General features: G+C 69.6%; 15 protein-coding genes and 1 tRNA gene. 6 read left to right on the forward strand and 10 right to left on the reverse strand.

Going from position 1 to position 21820, the window contains the following annotated elements:
* Positions 1 to 36: 36 nt before the first annotated feature.
* The 5 genes from ACKUU6_RS15060 to ACKUU6_RS15080 all read right to left on the reverse strand — a co-directional run bounded on the left by ACKUU6_RS15060 (position 37) and on the right by ACKUU6_RS15080 (position 7075).
* Positions 37 to 1749 carry a pyruvate dehydrogenase gene (locus tag ACKUU6_RS15060; protein WP_407992134.1) on the reverse strand — a complete coding sequence of 571 codons (1713 nt, stop codon included), beginning with the start codon at positions 1747 to 1749 and terminating at the stop codon, positions 37 to 39.
* 55 nt (positions 1750 to 1804) lie between these two features.
* Complete coding sequence (locus ACKUU6_RS15065; RefSeq protein ID WP_407989045.1) at positions 1805 to 4213, reverse strand: glycoside hydrolase family 65 protein; 2409 nt, start codon at positions 4211 to 4213, stop codon at positions 1805 to 1807.
* A complete protein-coding gene (locus tag ACKUU6_RS15070; RefSeq protein WP_407989046.1) occupies positions 4210 to 4965 on the reverse strand; it encodes an HAD family hydrolase in 756 nt (251 codons plus the stop codon). Before ACKUU6_RS15070 ends, ACKUU6_RS15065 begins: the two co-directional genes overlap by 4 nt.
* 93 nt (positions 4966 to 5058) lie before the next feature.
* On the reverse strand, positions 5059 to 5841 hold the full coding sequence (locus ACKUU6_RS15075; protein WP_407989047.1) for a VOC family protein: 783 nt from the start codon (positions 5839 to 5841) through the stop codon (positions 5059 to 5061).
* A 124-nt stretch (positions 5842 to 5965) separates the two neighbouring features.
* Complete coding sequence (locus ACKUU6_RS15080; protein WP_407989048.1) at positions 5966 to 7075, reverse strand: winged helix DNA-binding domain-containing protein; 1110 nt, start codon at positions 7073 to 7075, stop codon at positions 5966 to 5968.
* A 545-nt stretch (positions 7076 to 7620) separates the two neighbouring features.
* On the opposite strand from ACKUU6_RS15080, the gene ACKUU6_RS15085 reads away from it, so the two are divergent.
* Positions 7621 to 8901, forward strand: coding sequence for a hypothetical protein (locus ACKUU6_RS15085; RefSeq protein WP_407989050.1), 1281 nt, complete (start codon positions 7621 to 7623; stop codon positions 8899 to 8901).
* On the opposite strand, the gene ACKUU6_RS15090 is transcribed toward ACKUU6_RS15085, so the two are convergent.
* Positions 8894 to 9259: a tetratricopeptide repeat protein gene (locus ACKUU6_RS15090; protein ID WP_407989051.1), complete on the reverse strand. Its 366-nt coding sequence runs from the start codon at positions 9257 to 9259 to the stop codon at positions 8894 to 8896. The two genes, ACKUU6_RS15085 and ACKUU6_RS15090, sit on opposite strands and share 8 nt — an antisense overlap.
* Before the next feature lie 272 nt (positions 9260 to 9531).
* On the opposite strand from ACKUU6_RS15090, the gene ACKUU6_RS15095 reads away from it, so the two are divergent.
* A complete protein-coding gene (locus tag ACKUU6_RS15095; RefSeq protein ID WP_407989052.1) occupies positions 9532 to 10056 on the forward strand; it encodes a PadR family transcriptional regulator in 525 nt (174 codons plus the stop codon).
* On the forward strand, positions 10053 to 10763 hold the full coding sequence (locus ACKUU6_RS15100) for an ABC transporter ATP-binding protein (protein ID WP_407989054.1): 711 nt from the start codon (positions 10053 to 10055) through the stop codon (positions 10761 to 10763). Before ACKUU6_RS15095 ends, ACKUU6_RS15100 begins: the two co-directional genes overlap by 4 nt.
* Positions 10764 to 10863: 100 nt before the next feature.
* Here the strand turns inward: ACKUU6_RS15100 and ACKUU6_RS15105 are convergent, their stop codons facing one another.
* From ACKUU6_RS15105 to ACKUU6_RS15120, 4 genes are all read right to left on the reverse strand, one after another.
* Positions 10864 to 11646: a glucosamine-6-phosphate deaminase gene (locus ACKUU6_RS15105; RefSeq protein ID WP_407989055.1), complete on the reverse strand. Its 783-nt coding sequence runs from the start codon at positions 11644 to 11646 to the stop codon at positions 10864 to 10866.
* Between the two features lie 141 nt (positions 11647 to 11787).
* Positions 11788 to 12024, reverse strand: a complete 237-nt coding sequence (locus ACKUU6_RS15110; protein ID WP_407989056.1) for a hypothetical protein — start codon at positions 12022 to 12024, stop codon at positions 11788 to 11790.
* Positions 12025 to 12442: 418 nt separating this feature from the next.
* Positions 12443 to 12585: transfer RNA gene (locus ACKUU6_RS15115), tRNA-Gly, on the reverse strand.
* Positions 12586 to 12685: 100 nt separating this feature from the next.
* A complete protein-coding gene (locus tag ACKUU6_RS15120) occupies positions 12686 to 15364 on the reverse strand; it encodes an ATP-binding protein (protein ID WP_407989057.1) in 2679 nt (892 codons plus the stop codon).
* 933 nt (positions 15365 to 16297) lie between these two features.
* Between ACKUU6_RS15120 and ACKUU6_RS15125 the strand changes: the two genes are divergently transcribed.
* The 3 genes from ACKUU6_RS15125 to ACKUU6_RS15135 all read left to right on the forward strand — a co-directional run bounded on the left by ACKUU6_RS15125 (position 16298) and on the right by ACKUU6_RS15135 (position 21809).
* Complete coding sequence (locus ACKUU6_RS15125) at positions 16298 to 17398, forward strand: endonuclease NucS domain-containing protein (RefSeq protein WP_407989058.1); 1101 nt, start codon at positions 16298 to 16300, stop codon at positions 17396 to 17398.
* 446 nt (positions 17399 to 17844) lie between these two features.
* Complete coding sequence (locus ACKUU6_RS15130; RefSeq protein ID WP_407989059.1) at positions 17845 to 21057, forward strand: helicase-related protein; 3213 nt, start codon at positions 17845 to 17847, stop codon at positions 21055 to 21057.
* A complete protein-coding gene (locus ACKUU6_RS15135; protein WP_407989060.1) occupies positions 21054 to 21809 on the forward strand; it encodes a DUF4391 domain-containing protein in 756 nt (251 codons plus the stop codon). The genes ACKUU6_RS15130 and ACKUU6_RS15135 overlap by 4 nt, the downstream gene beginning before the upstream one ends.
* Positions 21810 to 21820 lie beyond the last annotated feature (11 nt).

Genomic DNA, 21820 nt, shown 5'->3' on the forward strand with positions numbered 1-21820 from the left:
GCCTGGGTGGCAAGAAATTTGCCCGTGAGGCAAAAGCTACGGCCGGGGGATGTTCCGCAGGTTGCTGCGGGCCAGGTCGATCATCCGTCCCACCCCGCCCGAGAGCACCGTCCGCCCGGCCGCCAGCGCGAAGCCCTTCAGCTGGGCGGCGGTGATGTGCGGCGGGATGGAGAGGGCGTTCGGGTCCGTCACCACGTCCACCAGCACCGGCCCCGGCCGCTCCAGAGCCTCGGCCAGCACCTCACGCACCTTCGTCGGGTCGGTGACCCGGGTGGCCTCGATGCCGATCGCCCTGGCCAGCGCCGCGTAGTCCACGTCGCCGTTGTCGATCTCGGCCTCGGGGTACCCGCTGACCAGCATCTCCAGCTTGATCATGCCGAGCGCGCCGTTGTTGAACACCACGACCTTGACCGGCAGTCCGTACTTCGCCACCGTCAGCAGCTCACCCAGCAGCATGCCGAGGCCGCCGTCCCCGGACATCGAGATCACCTGCCGTCCCGGCTCGGCCAGTTGGGCCCCGATCGCGTGCGGCAGGGCGTTCGCCATCGAGCCGTGCAGGAACGAACCGATCACCCGCCGCCGCCCGTTGGGCGTCAGGTAGCGGGCCGCCCAGACGTTGTTCATCCCGGTGTCGACGGTGAACACCGCGTCGTCGGCGGCGAGTTCGTCCAGCACCGAGGCGACGTACTCGGGATGGATCGGCACGTGCTTCTCGATCTTCCGCGTGTAGGCGCCGACCACCCCCTCGAGCGCCTTGTAGTGCCTGCTCAGCAGCCCGTCCAGGTGGCCCCGGTCGGTCTTCTGCTCCACCAGCGGCAGCACGGCCCGCAGGGTGGCCGCCACATCGCCGTGCACCGCGAGCTCCAGCGGCGTACGGCGGCCCAGCCGGGTGGCGTCGTGGTCGACCTGGACGGTGTTGGCCCCGGGCAGGAAGGCGTCGTACGGGAAGTCGGTGCCGAGCAGCACCACCAGATCGGCCTCGTGCAGCGCCTGGTGGCAGGACCCGTAGCCCAGCAGGCCGCTCATCCCGACGTCATACGGATTGTCGAACTGGATCCACTCCTTGCCGCGCAGGGAGTGCCCGACGGGGGCCAGCACCCGGCCGGCCAGCTCCATCACCCCGGTGTGCGCCTCGCGCACCCCCGCCCCGCAGAACAGCGTGACCCGCTCGGCCGCGTTCAGCCGCTCGGCCAGCGCCTGCACCTGGGACCACGGCGGAGCGGCCACCGCCTGCTCGGTGAGGAAACTGCCGGTCCCGGTCGGGTTGGCGGCGGGCAGCGCGGCCACGTCACCGGGGAAGACGAGAGTCGAGACGCCCCGGGCGCCGAGCGCGTGCTGCACCGCGACCCGGAGCAGGCGGGGCAGCTGGGCCGGAGTGGAGACCATCTCGCACCAGGCGCTGCAGTCCACGAACACCCGCTCGGGGTGGGTCTCCTGGAAGAACCCGGTGCCGATCTGGGCGCTCGGGATGTGCGAGGCCAGCGCGAGCACGGGCAGCCCGCTGCGCTGGGCGTCGTACAGGCCCTGGACGAGGTGCGTGTTGCCGGGCCCGCAGGAACCGGCACAGACCGCCAGCCGGCCCGTCAGCTCGGCGTCGGCCGCCGCCGCGAAGGCGCCCGCCTCCTCGTTCCTGACGTGCACCCAGTCGATCCCGTCGGCCCGGCGGATGGCGTCCACCACGGGGTTGAGGCTGTCCCCCACCACGCCGTAGACCCGCTCAACGCCGGCCTGCCGGAGTACCTCGACCATCTGCTCGGCCACGCTGCCCACGGTTGACCCCTCTCTCGTTTCTTCTCGAAGAGCGCTACTCGGCCGCCAGGTGCGGCGGCGCTTCGGCTCCGCTGCCGACCGCCGGGCCGGACTGCTGCTGGCGCCGGGCGGGCTCCCGGCCGGGCGGCTGGACGCAGCGCTCGGGTGCCGCCTGCACCGGCATCGGGCGGGAGGCCGGCCGGCCGGGCTCGATCCGGAGCGGTTCGCCCTCGTGCAGCAGGCTCAGCGAGGTGCCCCGGCGGAGTGTGTACGTGGTCCGGGAGTGGGTGATCTCGACGTGCAGCAGGTTGTCCCGGATCTTCATGGCGAAGGCGAGCCGGCTCAGTCCGGCGGGCAGCCGGGGCCGGAACGACAGGTGGTCACCGTGGTCCCGAAGGCCGCCGAACCCGGCCACCAGGGCCAGGCAGGCCCCGGCCAGCGAGGCCATGTGCAGACCGTCGCTGGTGTTGCCGCCGAGGTCGTGCAGGTCCATCAGGGCGGCTTCGGCGGTGTAGTCGTACGCCAGGTCGAGCTGGCCCACCTCGGCCGCGATCACCGCCTGCGTGCAGGCGGAGAGCGAGGAGTCCCGGACCGTCAGGCGTTCGTAGTATGCGAAGTTGCGGGCCTTCTGCTCGTCGGTGAAGGCATCGCCGCGCACCTGCATGGCCAGCACCAGGTCCGCCTGCTTGACCACCTGCTTCCGGTAGAGGTCGAAGTACGGGTAGTGCAGCAGCAGCGGGTACTTCTCCGGCGGGGTGGCCTCGAAGTCCCAGAACTGGTGGTCGGTGAAGCCGTCGGCCTGCGGATGCACGCCCAGCTTCTCGTCGTACGGGATGTACATCGCCCGGGCCGCGTCCCGCCACGCGGCGGTCTCCTCGGTGTCCACGCCGAACCCGGCCGCCACCGCCCGGTGCCGGGCGGCGGCCTCAGCGGCGGCCCGCAGGTTGGTCTGCGCCATCAGGTTGGTGAAGACGTTGTTGTCGGCCACCGCGCTGTACTCGTCGGGACCGGTGACGCCCTCGATCCGGAACCGCCCGGCCGCGTCGTGGTGACCGAGCGAACGCCACATCCGGGCGGTCTCCACCAGGAGTTCCAGCCCGTACTCCTTCTCGAACTCCACGTCACCGGTGGCCCGGACGTACCGGGCCGTCGCCACCGCGATGTCGGCGCCGATGTGGAACGCGGCCGTTCCGGCCGGCCAGTAGCCCGAACACTCCTCGCCCCTGATCGTCCGCCAGGGGAACACCGCACCGGCGAGCCCGAGTTGGGTCGCCCGCTCGCGGGCCAGCGGCAGCGTGGTGTGCCGCCAGCGGAGCGCCTGCTTCACCGCGTCCGGCAGGCAGTAGGTGAGCACCGGGAGCACGAACGCCTCGGTGTCCCAGAAGCTGTGCCCGTCGTAGCCGGGACCGGTCAACCCCTTGGCGGGGATCGCCCGTTCCTCGCTCCTGGCACCGGCCTGCAGCACGTGGAAGAGCGCGAACCTGACCGCCTGCTGGAGTTCCACGTCCCCGTCGATCTGGACGTCGCTGGTCTCCCAGAACTCCTTGAGGTACTCCCGCTGTTCGGCCACCAGACCGTTCCAGCCGGTGTACCTGGCCGCGGTCAGCGCGGCCTCCACCTGGTCCCGGACGGCGGGTAGCGAGCGGGTCGCCGACCAGCCGTACGCGGTGAACTTGGTCAGCCGCAGCTCCTCGCCGGGATGCAGCACCGTGGTGACGCTGATCCGGCCCTGGTCCTCGGCGCACTCGGCGGTGACGTGGAAGCCGTCCGGGCCCTCGATCAGGTGGTCCATCCCGACCGCCACCCGTTGGCCGCTGTACTTGGTCCGGTGCACCAGCACCGCCTTGGTGCCGGACGCCTGCCCGGCCTCCGCCACCAGCGGGGCCTCCAACACCGCGGCGGCCCTGGGGTCGGCCTCCACCCCGCCGGGCAGCTGCTCGTTGGCCACCAGCTCGGACTGGAGCACGATCCGGATCGGGCCGTCCACGGCGGTGACCCGGTAGTCCACCGACGCGATCGCCCGCTGGGTGAGCGAGACCAGCCGGGTAGACGACACCTTGATGGTCTTGCCGGCCGGCGAGGTCCACTCCGCGTCCCGCCGGAGCAGACCCTCCCGGAAGTCCAACCGCCGCTGGTGGTGCCGTAGTTCGCCGTACCTGAGGTCGAAGGGCTCGTCATCCACCAGCAGTCGGATGATCTTGCCGTTGGTGACGTTGATGACGCTCTGGCCGGACTCGGGATAGCCGTAGCCGCCCTCCGCGTACGGCAGCGGACGGAGCTCGAAGACCCCGTTCAGGTACGTGCCGGGCAGGCCGTGCGGCTCTCCCTCGTCCAGGTTGCCGCGCAGGCCGATGTGACCGTTGGAGAGCGCGAAGACCGACTCGGCCCTCGCCTGGCCACCGAGGTCGAGGCCGTGCTCGGCGATGCCCCAGGGGTCGACGGTGAAGGTGGTCTGCGGGCTCATCGGCCGGCCTCGTACTGACCGTCGATCAGATCGGCGAGGTCGTCCACCACCAGGTCGGCGCCGTGCTCGCGGAGCGCATGGGCCTGCCCGGTCCGGTTCACCCCGACCACCGTGCCGAAGCCGCCGGCCCGGCCGGCGGCGACGCCCGCCAACGCGTCCTCGAACACGGCGGCGTGCGCGGGCTCGGTGCCCAGCGCCCTGGCGGCGGCCAGGAAGGTGTCGGGGGCGGGCTTGCCGGGGAGGTGCTCCCGGCTCGCCACCAGACCGTCGATCACCACGTCGAACATGTCGTCGATCCCGGCCGCGCGCAGCACGTCCCGGCAGTTGGCGCTGGAGGACACCACCGCCCGGGGCAGCCCGAGCTCCCGCAGCCGGTGCAGGTAGGCCACCGACCCGGCGTAGGGCTCGACGCCCTGCTCCTTGATCATCCGCAGCACGGTGTCGTTCTTGGCGTTGCTCAGCCCCTGGACCGTCCGGGCCCCAGGCCGGTCGTCCGGGTGGCCCTCGGGCAGCGTGACACCGCGCGAGGCCAGGAAGGTCCGGGTGCCGTCCAGGCGTGGACGGCCGTCCACGTACTGGTCGTAGTCGGCCGGCTCGAACGGAGCGAACTCCGTGCCGGTCCGCAGGGCCTCGGCTCTGAGGAAGGTGTCGAACATGTCCTTCCACGCTGCCGCGTGCACCTTGGCGGTCCGCGTCAGTACGCCGTCGAGGTCGAACAGGAACGCTTCGATGTGGTCCGGGAGCCCCAGCATGACTGTCAGTCTGGTACTCCGGACGGCCGAAACCGCCCATTTGCCACACCATTGGCGCGTCGCGAACGGGCGGTCACGGTCGAACAGCGGTCGTCACACCGGCGGAGGCTTGATCAACGAGAAGGTGGCGCCGTCCCGGTCCTGCACCAGGGCGACCCGGCCCCAGGGCTGGTCGGTCGGCGGGTCCAGCAGGTTGCCACCCGCCTTGACCAGCGCGTCCACCGTGCTGTCGACGTCGTCCACGGCGAAGTACGTCCGCCAGTGCGGCGGGGTGCCCGGCGGGTCGTCGGCCAGATTCACCACGCCACCGACGCTGCGGCCCGCCACGTTGAAGGAAAGGTACTCCGGCATCTGCTCCATCGGGGCGACCCTGGCCCCGAACACGGCGTCGTAGAACACACCCACCTCGCCGGGAGCACTGGTGTGCAGCTCGCTCCAGACCACCGCGCCCGCCTCGTTCACCACCTGGGCGCCGAGGAAGTCCAGCGGCTGCCAGACCCCGAACACGGCCCCGCTCGGGTCGGCCGCCACCAGCATCTTGCCGGTGGTACCCACCGTCATCACGGGCAGCAGCACGGTGCCGCCGTTGTCGCCGATCGCGGTCAGCGTGGCCTCCGCGTCATCGGTGCTCAGATAGGTGGTCCAGTTGGACGGCATCGCCGGCTGACCCTCCTCCACCGGCGTCGGCCCCATGATCCCGGCCACCGCCTTGCCGTTCTTCTCGCAGACCGAGTACCCGCCGAACTCCTCGGGCCCGATCTCGCCCTGCCAGCCGAACAGGTCCCGGTAGAAGTCCAGCGCGGCCTGCTGGTCGCGCGCGTTCAGATCCACCCAGCACGGCGTCCCCACCGCGTACCGTTCAGTCACCTCGACCATGCGTCATCTCCCATCGAACCGACCCCCGCCGACCACCCTCACCGGCAGGACCGCGTCCCGCCACCGGAACGGACGGCGGCTCCGGGCTCAGGGCCGGACCGACTCGGGTCGGCTCAGCCTGGTGTCAGCCCGGCTCGGGTGCGGTGATCCGTACCTCGTGGCGGGCGGCGTCCCGGGCGAGGAAGCGGGCCAGCAGCTCACCCTCGGTCTCCAGCCCGGCCCGCTCGGCCCCGGTGAGCTTCCGGAACGGGCGGACCGTCACCACCGCCTCGCCCTTGGCCACCGCGAAGCGCCAGGTGGCACCGACGAAGCCGTCCAGCAGCACGGAGCGCGGCATCTCGTTGACACCGGCGAAGCCCTGGTCGGCGAAGTCGACGGTCAGCACCCGGCTGCGGTCGGCGTGCGAGAGCAGCAGGTTGTCGAACTCGTACAGGTAGCGCACCGGGGCCGGGGTGTCGGCGGGTGGCCGGGGCGCGTCCGGCAGGTCGAACAGCTCCCGGCCCTGCCCGTCCCGGAACACCACCAGCTGCGGGCGGAGCCGGTCCACCACCTCGGCCAGCCTGGTGAGGCCGCTCCACTGCTGGATGTCCTTCACGGTGCAGGGACCGAATCCGGCCAGCTGGCGCAGCACCAACTGCTCGACGCTCGGATCCCGTTCGAGCTCCCGGCCGGGCCACTGCTCGACCGGGAGGTGCGCGACCGGGCCGCTCCGCCCCCACAGCCCGCGCGGCGGCACCTGCACCAGGGCCACCGAGGCCCGGACCGTCTGGGCCATGGAAGCCCCGTCGTAGCCCGGAAAGTGCTCCGCCAGCAGCTTCCCCAACTCGGCAAAGGTCAGCGGCCGTTCGGCGAACGCGGCCCGTCCGACCACCGCCAGCTCGGCCAGGTCGAGGCCCACGAGCTTCCGTCCGAACGCCGCCCGGGTGCCGCGCTCGATCACCGGCTCCACCAGCGGCCGCAGCCAGAGCACGTCCTCCGCCGTGACCAAGTGGATGGTGCCGCGCATCAGCGCCATCCGCAGCACCTCGCCCTCGGCCAGCAGGCGGGAGGTCTCCTCGGGTGCGTACCCGGCCAGCCTGGCCCACAGCCCGACGTACCAGGTCTGCGGCGTCTGCGCCTGGAGGCCGACCATCCGCTCCAGCGCCTGCGGCACCGTCAGGTCCGCGCGCTCCAACAGCAACTGGCGGGCCAGCGTGGCCCGGTTGAGCTCCCTGCTGTCCAGCGTGACGGTCATCGCTCTCCCTCGGATCAGGCTCTGCGGCCGACCGTACCTGCATGATCGCCTGTCACGCCCACCCTTGCGAAGGTAGGTTGACCGGGTGGGCGAGCGGTGGGGTGAGTGGGTGCGGGTCCCGGTCGGGGACGAGGCCGCACGGTGGGCGACCCGGGGCGGCAGCACGAAGGTCCTGCTGGTCGTGCACAACGTCACGTCCGCGACCAGGCTGCTCGACGTGGTGCCGCTGTTCCGCGACGACCTGCGGGTGCAGCTGCTGGCCACCTGCACCGGCTCCTCGCCGTTCCAGGCCGGCGTGACGGAGCTGTTCGAAGCGGTCGGCGTCCCGGTACTGCCCTGGGAGCAGGCCGTCAGCACACCGGTGGCACTGGCCGTCTCGGCCAGCCTCGGGGGTCAACTCGACAGCTTTCAGAGCAAGTTGGCGGTCCTGTCGCACGGTGTCGGGTACAATAAGATACTCGCGCCAGCCAGCCAGCCAGCCAGCCAGCCAGCCAGCCAGCCAGCCAGCCAGCCAGCCAGCCAGCCAGCCAGCCAGCCGTGCGTGCGTGTTCGGCTTCGACCCGGCGCTGCTGCTGGACGCCGACGGCGTCCCGTTCGTGGACGCGATGGTGCTCTCCCACCCCGAGCAGGCCGAACGCCTCCGGGCCGCCTGCCCACCGGCCGCCCCGACGGCGGTGCTCGCGGGTGATCCCTGCTACGACCGGCTGCTGAGCGAACGCCCACTCCGCGAGCGCTTCCGCCGCACCCTCGGCGTCCACCCCGACCAGCACCTGCTGCTGCTCAACTCCACCTGGAACCCGGACTCCCTGTTCGGCGACGACGGCCCGGTGGACCTGCTCCCGCTGCTGCTGCCCCGGCTGCGCTCCGAACTCCCGGCCGACGAGTACCGAGTGGCCGCCGTCCTGCACCCGAACATCTGGCACGGCCACGGCCCCGGGCAGATCCGGCTCTGGCTGGACGCGGCGCAGCGGGCCGGCCTGACCCTGATCGATCCGGTGCACGACTGGCGGCAGGCCCTGCTCGCCGCCGACACGGTGATCGGCGACTTCGGTTCGGTCAGCTACTACGCCGCCGCCCTCGGCACCCCCGTCCTGCTCGGTGCGGCCTCGCTCGACGCCCTGGGCCCCGACAGCCCGGTGGCCGATTTCGTGCGCAAGGCACCGCAGTTGGACCCGTACGCCGCCCTGCTGCCGCAGCTCGACCGGCTCCGGACCGAGCACCGCCCGCTGCCCGGACCGGCCACGCTGACCAGTTCCGACCCCGGTCGCTCGGCGGAACTGCTCCGCGCGCTCTGCTACCGCCTGATGGAGCTGCCCGAGCCGAGCGGGCCGGCCCGGCTGGACCGGCTCTCCCTGCCGCCGTACCAACCGCCGCTGCGCACCACCCCGTTGCGGGTCTGCACCCGGGCGCTCCGGCACGGCGTGGTCGAGCTGCACCGGACGGTCTCCCCGGAGTACGAGCCGGACGGCCCGGGCGAGGGCCACCTCGCGGTGCACGAGGACACCTTGGACCGCGAGGTGCTCGATCTGGCCGACCTGATCTACCGGTACGGCGCTCCGGACGATCCCCGGCTGGGCCCGCCCGCCGACTGGGCCGCCGAGATCCTCGACCACTTCCCCGGCTGCTCGCTGGCCGCCTACGTGACCGGCCCGCACAGCTGCGTGGCCCGGCACCGCAACGGCCTGCTGGTCGAGCTGACCACCGACGGCGGCGGCGCCGACCCGGCCGCCTGGGCGTCCGCCCTGCTGGCCCGGCCGACCGTCGGTCCGCTGACCGTCCGGACGGGCAGCAGCACCCACCGGGTCCGGGTCACCGACCTCAGGTAGTGCGTTCGCGGAGCGCGTGCAGGAACGGCAGGTGCAGTACGGCGTTCTCGCGCCCGAGCAGCACCAGCGCCTCGTCGATCGCCACCGCCGCCTCCGCCGGGCGGCCCTGGGCCAACCGGGCCTCGGCCAGATTGGTCAGCGTCCGGGCGGTGTTGTAGTGGTCGCCGTGCTGCCGGAACCAGGTCAGCGCGCGCTCCAACTGCTCGACCGCGCGCTCCGGTTGATCCGGGAGCGCCCGCCCCCGGTGCCGCCGGAGCAGCGCCCGGGCCCGGGGCAGGTCGGCGTGGCCGCGCAGTTGGAGCTCGCGCTGACCTGGTTCCGGCAGCTCGCGCTCGGCCGCCCCGGTCGGCGCCGGCACCTCCCGGCCGAAAGCCCTCCTGGTCAGTCAGCCGACGGACTCCCAGGCCCACCTGCCTGCCTCGTTGGCCATCGACGCACCGACGGCGCCCAGCACCACGGTGACCGCCGACATCGACAGCGGATCGAGCACGCCACTCCCCCTGGTCCGACCGGCTTCTCGGCCCCACCGTAGCCTGCCACCGTCGCCGGGTGGGGTCCGTTCCCGGATCCGGCGGCCGCGGCCCGGCTCGCTATGAACGCGCGCTATACACCCTCGGTAGAGTGACGTCCATGTCACTCGGTCAGATCCTCCTCGGCCTCCTGGAATCCCAGCCGCGCCACGGCTACGACCTGAAGCGCGCCTACGACGAGCAGTTCGGCCGCACCCGGTCGCTGCACTACGGGCAGGTGTACTCGACGCTGTCCCGGCTGCTGAAGAGCGGACTGGTCGTGGTCGAGGGCGTCGAGCCGGGGGACGGCCCCGAGCGGAAGCGGTACGCGATCACCGAGGCCGGGGTGACCGACGTCGGCGAGTGGCTGGCCCGGGCCGAGAGCCCGGAGCCGTACCTACAGAACACGCTGTACTCCAAGGTAGTGCTGGCACTGCTGACCGGACGTCCGGCAGCGGAGGTGTTGGACCTGCAGCGGACCGAGCATCTGCGGCAGATGCGCGTGCTGACCCGGCGCAAGGAGGACGGTGACCTGGCGGACCAGCTGATCTGCGACCACGCGCTGTTCCACCTGGAGGCGGACCTGCGCTGGCTGGAGCTGACGGCGGCCCGGCTGGACGAACTGCGTGGGCAGGTCACCCGATGACCCTCCCGACCGAGGCCCCCGGCACCCGGCCGGGCCCGACGGCGGCGGCGCTGCTCAGCGGCACCGGTCTGGCCAAGGCGTTCGGCCCGACCACCGCGCTGCACGACGCCGCACTGACCGTCGAGGCCGGCGAGCTGGTCGCCGTGATGGGCCCGTCCGGCTCGGGCAAGTCCACCCTGCTGCACTGCCTGGCCGGGATCGTCCGGCCCGACGCGGGCGCCGTGCGCTACCGGGGCACCCGGCTGGAGGAGCTCACCGACGCCGGGCGCAGTGCGCTGCGCCGCACCGACTTCGGCTTCTTGTTCCAGTTCGGCCAGCTGGTACCGGAGTTGACCTGCCTGGAGAACGTGGCGCTGCCGCTCCGGCTGAACGGACTGCGCCGTCGGCCCGCGGAGAAGCTGGCCCGCGAGTGGCTCGAACGGTTGGAGGTGACCGGCACGGCCTCCCAGCGGCCCTCCGCCGTCTCCGGCGGCGAGGGCCAACGGGTGGCGATGGCGCGGGCCCTGGTCACCGGACCCCGGGTGGTCTTCGCGGACGAGCCGACCGGCGCGCTGGACTCGCTGAACAGCGAACGGGTCCTCCGGCTGCTCCGGACCGCCGCCCGGGAGTCCGGCGCGGCGGTGGTGCTGGTCACCCACGAGGCACGGGTCGCCGCGTACGCCGACCGCGAGGTCGTGGTACGCGACGGCCGGACGATCACCCGCTGAGCTGTCGCGACGGCGGTGCTGCCAACGGAGCGAGCCGCAGGCCCCGGGGGTCTGCGGCTCGCTCGGTGACGCGTCGGCGGCTCGGTCCGTGACGCGTCGGTCAGATCGACTGCCAGTCCGGCTTGGCCGCGTAGGTGGCGCGGAAGTAGTCGGCCAGCTTCAGACCGGACGCGGCCGCCTCGTCCACCACCACGGTGGCGTGCGGGTGCAGCTGCAGGGCCGAGGCCGGGACCAGCGCGGAGAGCGGGCCCTCGACGGTAGCCGCGACGGCGTCCGCCTTGGCCTCACCGGTGGCCAGCAGCACCAGGTGGCGGGCCTCCAGGATGGTGCCGATGCCCTGGGTGATGACGTGGTGCGGGACCTCATCCAGGCTGTCGAAGAAGCGCGCGTTGTCGAGCCGGGTCTGCTGGGTCAGCGTCTTGATCCGGGTCCGCGAGGCGAGCGAGGAGCACGGCTCGTTGAAGCCGATGTGCCCGTCGGTACCGATCCCGAGCAGCTGCAGGTCCACCCCGCCGGCCGCCGCCAGCGCCTGGTCGTACGCGATCGCCTCGGCGGCGACGTCCTCGGCGGCACCGTCCGGACCGAAGAAGGACGCCTCGGTCAGCCCGAGCGGCTCGATCACCTCACGCAGCACCACCGACCGGTACGACTCCGGGTGCCCGGTCGGCAGGCCGACGTACTCGTCCAGCTGGCACACCCGGGCCCGCGACACGTCGAGCGCCCCGCCGCGCACCTTGGCCGCCAGCGCCTGGTAGATCGGCAGCGGCGTCGAGCCGGTGGCCACCCCGAGCAGTGCGTCGGGCTTGCGCGTCACCAGCTCGGCCATCGCCGAGGCGATGAGCTCGCCGCCGGCTGCGGCATCGGGGACGATGACGATTTCCATGGCTCCACCGTTCTGAGTCGCACTGTGGTCTAGACCAGACGGATCACAGCTTATCGCGCCCGCCGCCGCCCGGGCAGGGTCGCCGTCGATCGCGTTTCGGTCGTCCCGCCACAGGAGACTCCCGGGGCCGCCTTGAACACCTCACACCAGGGTTGCCCCACTCGCCGTCGGCGCCAGCATCTTCTCCAGCTCCGCAGGCACACCCGTCGCCAGGACCATCGCCGCACCGCCCTGCTGCAACCACCGCAGACGCGGGTCGCCCTCGTTCTCCACCCGCTCCGAGGCGAGCATCTCCGCCAGGTTCGCCGGCAGCCCGGTCGCCAGGACCATCGCCGCGCCACCCTGCTGCATCCACTGAAGGTTCCGGTTCGTCGTCATGCAGAGAACGCTACGGACCACCGGTTCCCGCCAACATCCGACGCTCCCCCGGCCGTTGAGGGGGGCTTTCCCCCGGTACCGGGCGGAGGACAACCCGCCGCATCCCTGTCCCTGCTGGGGTCCGCACCGAAATCGGCACTCCAGGACCGCCACGAAGGCCCAGCCACCGATCATGACACTGGGGACACCGGCCACACCGACGAAGCCCGAACTGCCGGACGCCGCACCGGAACTGCGGTCGGTTTTCGTAAGACCCCTCGTCGAAGGCACGGGCCAGTGGCGGCCTCAGTCAACCGGGCCCCGGCAAGGGCACGGAAAAGGCTCAGGGCACGCAGGGGGCACGTAGTCGAAAATGACCCCGGAGACACGACAGGCCCGGCTCGGGGCAATCACCTCTGAGCCGGGAATTTACTGCTGAAGCGGGCGACGAGAATCGAACTCGCGCCACAAGCTTGGGAATCTTTGGGCCTTTGGACCTGAGAGGGCCTCTGGCCTGCGGCAATACCTGACCGAGCAGCCCCGCCGGGCGGTCGGTTCCGACCACCGCTGACCTTCGCCCGCCGCCCGTTCCGGCACGGATCTGACACGGGCCCGCCGTACCGGTTCTCCCCGCACCAGCCGTCGCGGCCGGGGTGCCGTTGTGGATGCTCGAGGTCACCGCCTACTCAAGAGTTTCGGGTGGTCGGAGCACGGAGAGGGCAGTGCGGGCCCGGGCCGCCAAGCCATCGGCTCCGCAGCCTTCGGCCAGCTCCAGTCCATGGTTGAGGGACTTGCCCGCGTCAACAGTCCGGTCGGCCTCGGCGAGCGCCACCCCGAGGTCGACCAAGGCGAGGGCGTGCTCATAGCGCGCCGGGGAACATTCCAGACGCCGTACGGCTTCCTCAAGCAGCGTCACGGCGCGCGGCCCGTCATGGACCGCCGCGCACAACCGCAGGGCACTGCCGACCGCCGAGTCCGGGCCGTACTCCTCCGCGCGGCGCACGGCTTCCGCTGCCAGTTGCCGAGCCCGGTCCGGTTCCTCGCCCGCCACCGCGAGCGCCAGGTGTCCGGCCCAGGACGCCCACACCGTGTTACGCCAGCCCCGCGCATCCAGTGTGGCTCCGGCCGCGGCCAGGGCTGCGGCCGCGCCCGCCGTGTCACCCTGTGCCAGCAGCAGCCTGCCGTAGAGGGTTGGGGCATCCGGCAGCACCATCACTGTGGGGTACGGCGGACCGAACGAGTACTCCTTCGCGAGTTCCCAAGCCTCGTCGGCCTTACCTCGCGCGAGCAGGGTGTCAGACAGTACCCCCACCGCGAACCATTGCAACGGGATGCCCGGGGCGATCCGCTCCGCTGTCCGCAGGGCGCGGCGCAGATAGTCCTCCGCCTCACCGAGGTTGCCGCACCGGAAGCGGAGAAGGCCCATCAGGCAAAACGCGAACCCCAGGTGGCCGCCACTCCACCCAGCCAGCTCGTATGCCCACATCGCCTCACTGAACAGCGCCTCCGCACGGCCGATCCGGTCGGCGTACAGATAGGAGATACCGAGGACGCCCGGCAGCTCGAAACCCCACGTGGTATTCGTCCAGCCGAGGTCCCGCGGGAGCCTGCCGTCCTCAAGTGCGGACTCCGCCAACGCGATCGCCTCGGCGAAGTCCGTGCCTCGCAGCGTGAGGTCCCAGCAGCGCAGGACCGAAACGGCGCTGCTCAGACTGCTGCCCCTGGTGAGCCCCCTGCTGAACTCCTCCAGTCGGCGGGAGCGGGCCGGGCCGTCGGCGTCCTCCGCCTGGAAGACCGCGAACATGAAGTGCGCGACCTCCAGACGCAGTTGACCGAGTCCCGGCGCGGTGCGGGCGGCCTCCTCGGCACACACCCTTGCGGCCTCGCCCAACTGGTTGCTGTGGGCCAGCGCCTGGGCGAGCCTGAAGGTGGCGTCCACCCGGAGTTCCGGGCTCAGTCCGTCCTTCTCGTCCAGGGCGAGGCGCAACTGGTTCACCGTGGTGGCCGGATTGGTGAGCAGCGCCGAGCAGCCGAGTTCGTAGAGCACCTGGGCCCTGTCCTCCTCGTCCGGTGGCTCACTCAGCGCGCGTCGCAGGCAACGTTGCGCCGCTTCGGGCGCGCCGATGGCCAGATGCTCGGTGGCCGCCGCCCGCAGCTTGCGCACGATTGCGGGATCGCCGTCCGGATGCGTCTCCAGCAGGTGCCGGGAGGCGGCCAGCAGGCCCAGCCCGGCGTTCTCGATCTCGGCAGCGGCGACGCCGTGCATGGCGGTGCGGGTGCCGACGGGCATCGAGTGGTAGACCGAGGTTGCGACCAACGGGTGGACGAACTCCAGCCGACTGTCCGAGCTGCTGGTCAGCACCCGGTGCTTGCGCAATTCTCTGATTGACTCAGCCGCCGCGCCCGGGCCCTGCGCACAGATGGCGGCGGCGAGTTCGGAATGGATGTCGGTGCCGAGCATCGATGCTGCCCAAGCGAACCGCAGAGTGCTCGGACCCAGCTTGTCCAGCCACTGCCGAAGCGTCATCCCCATTGCCTCGGCCGCGAGTTCACGCAGTTGCCCGGAGTTCTCCTCGACCGGGTCCAGCCGCTGATCGCGGATCTCCCGCAGCAGGGCGGTGGTCTCGTACGGGTTGCCCGCGGTCACCGCCCACACGTGGCGGCAGAAGGCGTCCTCGGCCGCGTCTCCCAGCGAGGCACGGACCAGACTCGCGACCGAGGCAGGCTGAAGCGGGCGCAGCTCATGCCGTCGGTCGGCTCGGCCGACGATGCTCTGATGGAACGCCAAGGCGTCGTCGGGGAATTCGTCACGGCAGGCGAAGACCAGCAGTACCGGCAACTCCCGCGCGCGGACCGCGAAGGCCGCGATCCAGCGAAGCGACTCAAGGTCGGCCCAGTGCAGGTCGTCGACGATCACGGCCAGCGGTGCCCGGCGCTGGACGAGTTGGGTGAGCACGAAGTCGAGGCCGTCCCGGACACCCTGCGGGTCGAGCTGTCCCGTCGGCGGGAGTAGTCCCACGGCGGGCCCGACGATGTCGTACCAATGGCCGAAGACCTGCTGCTGCTCTCCGTCGGCCAGTGCCGCAACTACCGGCTGGAGCAGTTGACGCACCACGTGGAAGGGCTCGTTGCGCTGCTGCTCGCCGCCACGGGCGAAGAGCACCGTGCAGACCTCCCGCTTCGCCAGCCGGCGCACCTCGGTGAGCACGGCGGTCTTGCCAAGGCCCGCCGGTCCGACATAGAGCAGCAGTTCCCCGATCTCCGCACCCTCGGCCCCGACCGCCCGACCGAGGGACTGGAGGGCTTCCGCCGCCGAACGGATCTCCGACCCACGTTCGTGCAGGTGAAGCGCAAACGGCACGCCGTCCGAATCGGCCCCTGACGCAGCGGTGTCGCCCACATGGCCGACGTCCCGACTCCGTAACCCGTGCTCCTGCTCAGCCACCGCCGGTCCTTCCGCGTCCCTGCTCGATGCGCCTACCGCAGAGGCTAGTGCCGTAGACGCGGCGAGGGAGTCACGCATCCGCCTACGTACGTCAAGTACGTCACGTACTTGCTCTGGAGCACGTTTCTCTGACCGCCACGCCCGCCGCAACCCGATCGACCGCGCTCGGGAGCCGGTACGACCCCGGCAGCGGGGCGAAGCGCGCTCCCATCAGGTCTTGACTGACCACAGAGCCCGCGAGCCGCTCGCACGCCGGCCTCAGAGGGAGACTCCGAGGCCAGGGCCTGGCCAGGACCCAAGAGGCTCATAACCCAGCCCAGTTGGCGGAGGAGTGATGGCGACCAAGCGACAGCCGGTATTCCTGGAACGCCATTGGCTACAGCCGCCGGTGCGCCAGTAATACGGCGCCCGAATTGGCCCAGACAACAAGCAAGCCCCAGGCCGTTGACCTGGGGCTTTACCGTGGAGCGGGCGACGAGAATCGAACTCGCGCTATAAGCTTGGGAATCTTTGGACCTTCGGGCCGAAAAGGTCCTCTGACCTGCGGCGATACAGGCCGCCACCACCGGAAGGGGATGCCCCGCAGGCCCCTGTCGACCGTTGTCCGCCGGTGCATCTGGCACGGATCTGGCACACGGTCGGATCGGTGGCTCGGAGGACGCGATCCGAGCCTCGCGCCATAACTCGATGGTGCCACACCTGGCACAGTCCGCTGGGCCCGACAGCGCACGTCGGCCGACGGTCGGACGGCCCCGGTTGGGCGGACTCGACAAGGTCTTCCTGGAAGTGCCGGCGCAGACAGCTGTGCTTCACTGAGACCCTTCGCAGGATCGAATACTGGGGTGGCGCGTGCCGCTGGAAGTCGGGCTGTGGCGGGTTGATGGGGCTGAGCCGGTACGGGTGGCGACCCAGCGGATGCCTCTGGAGGACCGGCTGGAGAGGCTGATCGAGGCGGACCCGACAATCCTTGGCCGCCCACTGCTGGTGATCGGCCGACAGGTGCAGACCCCGTTCGGCAAGGTCGTCGATCTTCTGGGTGTCGACGGTGAAGGCACGCTGCACGTTCTGGAACTCAAGCGCGACCGCACACCGCGCGACGTGGTGGCACAAATCCTCGACTACGGTTCCTGGGTCCAGGGGCTGACGAACGACGAGGTCCGCGAGATCCATGCCGAATACGTGCGCAAGCGCGGCACGGGTGAAGCCTTCGACGGGGCCTTCGCCGATCGCTTCGGCGTGAGCCCGCCGGAGGAGCTCAACACCGCACACACGCTTACCGTGGTGGCCAGCGAGATGGATCCGGCGACCGAACGGATCGTCACCTACTTGTCCGCCGGGTACGGCGTCCCGCTCAACGTGTTGTTCTTCCGGTACTTCGAGGACGGCGACCACCACTACCTGGCTCGCACGTGGTTGATCGACGAGGTCATTGCCGCCCCACCCTCCGGCGGTGCCAAGAGCCGCGGCAAGCAAGAACCCTGGAACGGCCAGGACTGGTACGTCGCCTTCGGAGAGGACACCGTCCGTAACTGGGACGACGCCCGCCACCACGGATTCGTCTCGGCCGGCGGCGGCAAGCAGTACTCCCGCAACCTGCAGAACCTTCAGCCTGGCGCCCGGATCTTCACGCACATACCGACGGCCGGATACGTGGGCGTAGGCATCGTCATGGGCAAGGCAGAGCCATTTGACGAGGCCGAGCTCACCGTAGATGGCGAGTTGCGCCCGCTGAGCAGCCTTGAGCTGCGAGGCACCTACCAGCACGACTTCCCGCAGGACGACCCCGAGGACCGCCGCGAGTGGATCGTCCCGGTCAGCTGGGAGGCGGCAGTCCCACGCGACCAGGCGTTCTGGAAGAAGGACCTGTTCGCGAACCAGAACACCGCGTGCAAACTCCGCTCACGCCACACCATCGAGGAGGTCTCACTCCACTTCAAGATCGACAAGTGATCATGACATACGGCTTGCCGCAAGCGGAGCTTCACCGCGCCAACCGTCAGGCAGCGACAGTCAGCTCCCAAACAGGGGCCACGGCGCATGCTGGGTCTACCCCCGAGCAGTAGGGGTTGGGGGACAGTGGTCTCTGAAGGCGCCGTTCCTCGCAGGAGCGATGCCCCGTCGCGTCACCCCAGTTGTCCAGCGGGCCCGGCTCACGGGCGGTCTGGTCGCCCCCTGGCAGCAACTGGGAGCTTCGTTCCCCTGACCGATCGGCCGAGCGATGCTAGTTTTTTGAGATTCGCGCGCGAATCCTGGCAGGGCGAGCCCCTGCTCCGGCGACGTCGGCTTGCCCCGCACCAGCACTTCAGGGCGGTCGTCATCAAGCTTCCTTGCCAGGTGTCCCACGCGACAACGAACAGCACGTGAGGGATGCAAGGGATCACGAGCGAGGAGCAGCAGTGAGGCTTGTCAGCAACCGGGGCAGTGACCGGCTGGTCGATCTGGTGCGACTGGGGCTGGAACCGGAGGGCCGACTCGACGTGGCCACCTCGGAGTTCTCTGTCTTCGCGTATGGCGAACTACGCGAAGAGCTCTCCAAGCTGGACGTCGCGCGCGTTCTCTTGCCGAGCGCTGACGCGGATCTGGACCTGCTTGGTGGGGTCACCGACAGGGCGGGCCGCAATCGTCTCGAGACGCGCCGGCTTGCCGCATCCTGCGCCGATTGGCTCGCCCGGCGTGGCCATATCCGCCACGCTGGGGGCTCGATTCCACAAGGCACGCTGATCTTGCGCGACGCGGCGGGCAGAGCGAGACATGCCGCATTGGGCTCGCTCGACTTCACAACGGCAGGGCTGGGGATGAGCCCTGGCAATCCGCTGAACATCGTCCAAACCGCGGACACCTCACTCGAGAGCGAGGCGCTCGCCACCTGGTTCGAGACTATGTGGGCACGGACCTCTGAGCCGGGAGACTACGAGTTCACACTCGTCGACCGCCTCCGCGCGCTCGGCGCTTACCGGGATCCAGCCCGCATCTACCACCTGATGCTGCATCACCTCTTCAGCGCTTCGGGCGGGGAACTTGACGAAGACGATGTCGTAGACGCCGCGACCGGCATCCGCGACACCGTGGTGTGGAACAAGCTCTACAGGTTCCAGCGCGACGGTGTCATCGGCGCGATCGACAAGCTGAACCGTTATGGCGGCTGCATCATCGCCGACAGCGTAGGCCTCGGTAAGACCTTCGAGGCACTAGCCGTCATCAAGTACCACGAGCTGCGCAACGACCGTGTTCTGGTCCTCTGCCCGAAGCGGCTACGGGACAACTGGACGATGTACGCCGCCAACGACAAGCGCAACGTGCTCGCGGCAGACCGGTTCAACTACGACGTCCTCAACCACACCGACCTGTCCCGTGAACAGGGCATGTCCGGCGATATTGACCTCTCGTATGTCAACTGGGGCAATTACGACCTGGTCGTCATCGACGAGTCACACAACTTTCGCAACGCCAAGTCCCCGAAGAAGGGTGGCGAGACGCGCTACGACCGGCTGATGCGGCAGATCGTGAAGGAAGGTGTGAAGACCCGCGTCCTTATGCTCTCGGCGACTCCGGTCAACAACCGTCTGGCGGACCTACGCAACCAGATCGCCTTTGCCACGGAGAACGAGGACACCGGCCTGTCTCCCTTCGGTATCTCTAGCATCAGCGAGACAACCCGGAAAGCGCAGAGGCAGTTCAACAAGTGGCAGGACCTGGCCCCAGTAGACCGAACCCCTGCCCGTCTGGTCGACATGCTTGGCTTCGACTACTTCGCTTTGCTCGACATGCTGACCATCGCCCGTTCCCGCAAGCACGTCGAGAAGTACTACGGCACCAGCGAGACAGGCCGCTTTCCAGAGCGCCGTACGCCGATCAATATCAAGGCGGACATCGACACGCACGGCGACTTCCGCTCCATCAAGGACCTCAATGACGAGATCCGACGGCTCAACCTGGCTGCCTACTCGCCGATGCAGTACGTCCTCCCGCACAAGCGCGCCGAGTATGACGAGAGGTACAGCACCCGCCTCAGCAGCGGAAAGGGTTCTTTCCAACAGGCAGACCGTGAGCTCAGTCTCGTCAACCTGCTTCGTGTCAACATCCTCAAGAGACTGGAGAGCTCGGTCGAATCCTTCCGCCTCACGGTGTCCCGGCAGCTCGCAGACGTGGAGCGCCGACTGGCTGCAATTGAGCGGAATGACTCAGCCGTCTCGGATCTGAGCATCGCGGACATCGAGATCGACGACACGCGGTATGAGGACCTCCTCATCGGTGCCAAGGTCAAGGTTCTCATCACCGATATGGACCTGATCAAGTGGCGGCAAGACCTCACTCAGGACCGCGATCGGCTGGCCGGCATGCTGGACGCGGCCGACAAGGTAAGCGTGGAACGTGACGCCAAGCTCGCTCAGCTGAGGGAAATGATCACTGGCAAGGTCCGCGGCCCCATCAACACGGGCAACCGGAAGATCATCGTCTTCACCGCATTCGCGGACACCGCCAAGTACCTGTACGAGCAGCTCGCCGACTGGGCTCGGAGCGAACTCGGCATCGAGAGCGGCCTCGTCACCGGCTCCGGCAGCAACCGCACGACCCTGCCGAAGCTACGCCGGGACCTCTCCTCCATCCTCTCCACATTCTCCCCGCGCTCCAAGCAGCGCCCGGACGAGCTAGCAGGGGAGGGCGAGCTGGATCTGCTCATCGCGACCGACTGCATCTCCGAAGGCCAGAACCTCCAAGACTGCGACTGGCTCGTCAACTTCGACATTCACTGGAACCCGGTCCGCATCATCCAGCGCTTCGGACGTATCGACCGGCTCGGCTCCACCAACGACACCATCCAACTGGTCAACTTCTGGCCCCAGATGGACCTTGAAGAGTACATCAACCTGGAACAACGAGTCAGCGGACGCATGGTCCTCCTTGACATCTCCGCCACTGGCGAGGAGAACGTCATCCGCTCGGAGTCCGGCGATCCGATGAACGATCTCGAGTACCGCCGCACCCAACTCCTCAAGCTTCAGGACTCCGTCCTCGATCTGGAGGATCTCTCCACCGGTGTTTCCATCGCAGACCTGACACTCACCGACCTCAGGATCGAGCTCGCTGACTACGCCAAGAGCCACCCCGGCGTGCTGGAGGAGGAACCACTTGGCGTCCATGCTGTCACCGAGGCCGACCTGAGCGGCGACGTACCTCCGGGCCTGATCTTCTGCCTGCGCGCGGAGGGGAGGGCCGCCGAGCGCGCCGAACAGTCCGGCGACCCGCTGGCCCCCTACTACGTGGTCCACGTGGGCAATGACGGCGCACTACTGCTGAAGCACACCCAAGCCAAGCGCGTCCTGGACCGACTGCGTCGGGCTGGCGCGGGACAGAACACCGCCGATCCGACGTCCTGCGCTCGCTACGACGCTGCCACCCGCAAAGGCGCCGACATGCGGACGGCCCGCAAGGCCCTCGCGGCAGCAGTGCGGTCCATCACCGGTAGGGAGGAGGAGCGCGCGGTGGCAAGCCTGTTCAGCCTGGACGGCACCCAGGCCACTGCCGGCGAGTTCGCGGGTGTCGACGACTTCGAGGTCATGGCGTTCCTCGTAATCCTGCCTGCCGACGGACGACAGGCTGCCGCATGAGCGCGAAGAGCGTATTAACGGCGCTAGGACTACCGGACGAGTGCCGGGTAAACATGCGTGTCCCGAAGACCCAACTCGTCGAGCACGGAGACTTCGCTGCCGCGGACCGCCGGCGCATCCAGGACGGGGTTGAGTCGCTGCGGTGGGCGGCGGCCATCAAACCCACGGCGGTCGGCATCCCGGCGTTCGATGCCCCAGACGGTACGCGACGCGTCCCCGAGCTTCAGGTCATGACACTGGAGCTGCGTCCGGGAGTGCAGGAGGGGAGGGTCAACGAGCTGATCCACCGGGTCTTCCCCTATCCAGTTCTGTTGGTTACAGAGCAGGGTGACGAGGTTACGGTATCGCTGGCCATGAAGCGGATGTCCCAGACACAGGCCGATACGACAGTGATTGACGGCGAGATGCTGAGCACCGGCGTAGGGGACTCCGATTTAGAGCAGCAGTTCCTGCAGGCGCTCTCCCTCGATAGGCAACCGCACACTGACCTCTTCGCCGTGTACCAGGGATGGGTGGACTGTACGGTTGCCCTGCGGGTGGCGCGGGTGACCGGAACCTTCCGCGTAGCGGGATCACTGGAAGTGGTGAGGGAGCGGCTGAACGCGCTGGCTGAGACCAGCCGCCTTGAGAGCGAACTCGAACACTTGCGGTCCCAGGCGCAGAAGGAACGACAGATGGCACGGCAGGTCCGGCTGAATGCCGAGATCAGGACCGTACGGGCGGAACTGCGCGACGCGCAGGCGAAGTTGTAGGCAGACGGAAG

The organism is Kitasatospora sp. CMC57, from assembly GCF_045866025.2.
Taxonomy (GTDB): Bacteria; Actinomycetota; Actinomycetes; order Streptomycetales; family Streptomycetaceae; genus Kitasatospora.

What these genes read in the sequence shown, in the direction of transcription:
- ACKUU6_RS15075 (WP_407989047.1), bottom strand. Translation starts at nt 5,841, where the DNA reads ATGGTCGAGGTGACTGAACGGTACGCGGTGGGGACGCCGTGCTGGGTG.
- ACKUU6_RS15080 (WP_407989048.1), bottom strand. Translation starts at nt 7,075, where the DNA reads ATGACCGTCACGCTGGACAGCAGGGAGCTCAACCGGGCCACGCTGGCC.
- ACKUU6_RS15095 (WP_407989052.1), top strand. Translation starts at nt 9,532, where the DNA reads ATGTCACTCGGTCAGATCCTCCTCGGCCTCCTGGAATCCCAGCCGCGC.
- ACKUU6_RS15105 (WP_407989055.1), bottom strand. Translation starts at nt 11,646, where the DNA reads ATGGAAATCGTCATCGTCCCCGATGCCGCAGCCGGCGGCGAGCTCATC.
- ACKUU6_RS15135 (WP_407989060.1), top strand. Translation starts at nt 21,054, where the DNA reads ATGAGCGCGAAGAGCGTATTAACGGCGCTAGGACTACCGGACGAGTGC.
- ACKUU6_RS15060 (WP_407992134.1), bottom strand. Translation starts at nt 1,749, where the DNA reads ATGGTCGAGGTACTCCGGCAGGCCGGCGTTGAGCGGGTCTACGGCGTG.
- ACKUU6_RS15070 (WP_407989046.1), bottom strand. Translation starts at nt 4,965, where the DNA reads ATGCTGGGGCTCCCGGACCACATCGAAGCGTTCCTGTTCGACCTCGAC.
- ACKUU6_RS15100 (WP_407989054.1), top strand. Translation starts at nt 10,053, where the DNA reads ATGACCCTCCCGACCGAGGCCCCCGGCACCCGGCCGGGCCCGACGGCG.
- ACKUU6_RS15065 (WP_407989045.1), bottom strand. Translation starts at nt 4,213, where the DNA reads ATGAGCCCGCAGACCACCTTCACCGTCGACCCCTGGGGCATCGCCGAG.
- ACKUU6_RS15110 (WP_407989056.1), bottom strand. Translation starts at nt 12,024, where the DNA reads ATGACGACGAACCGGAACCTTCAGTGGATGCAGCAGGGTGGCGCGGCG.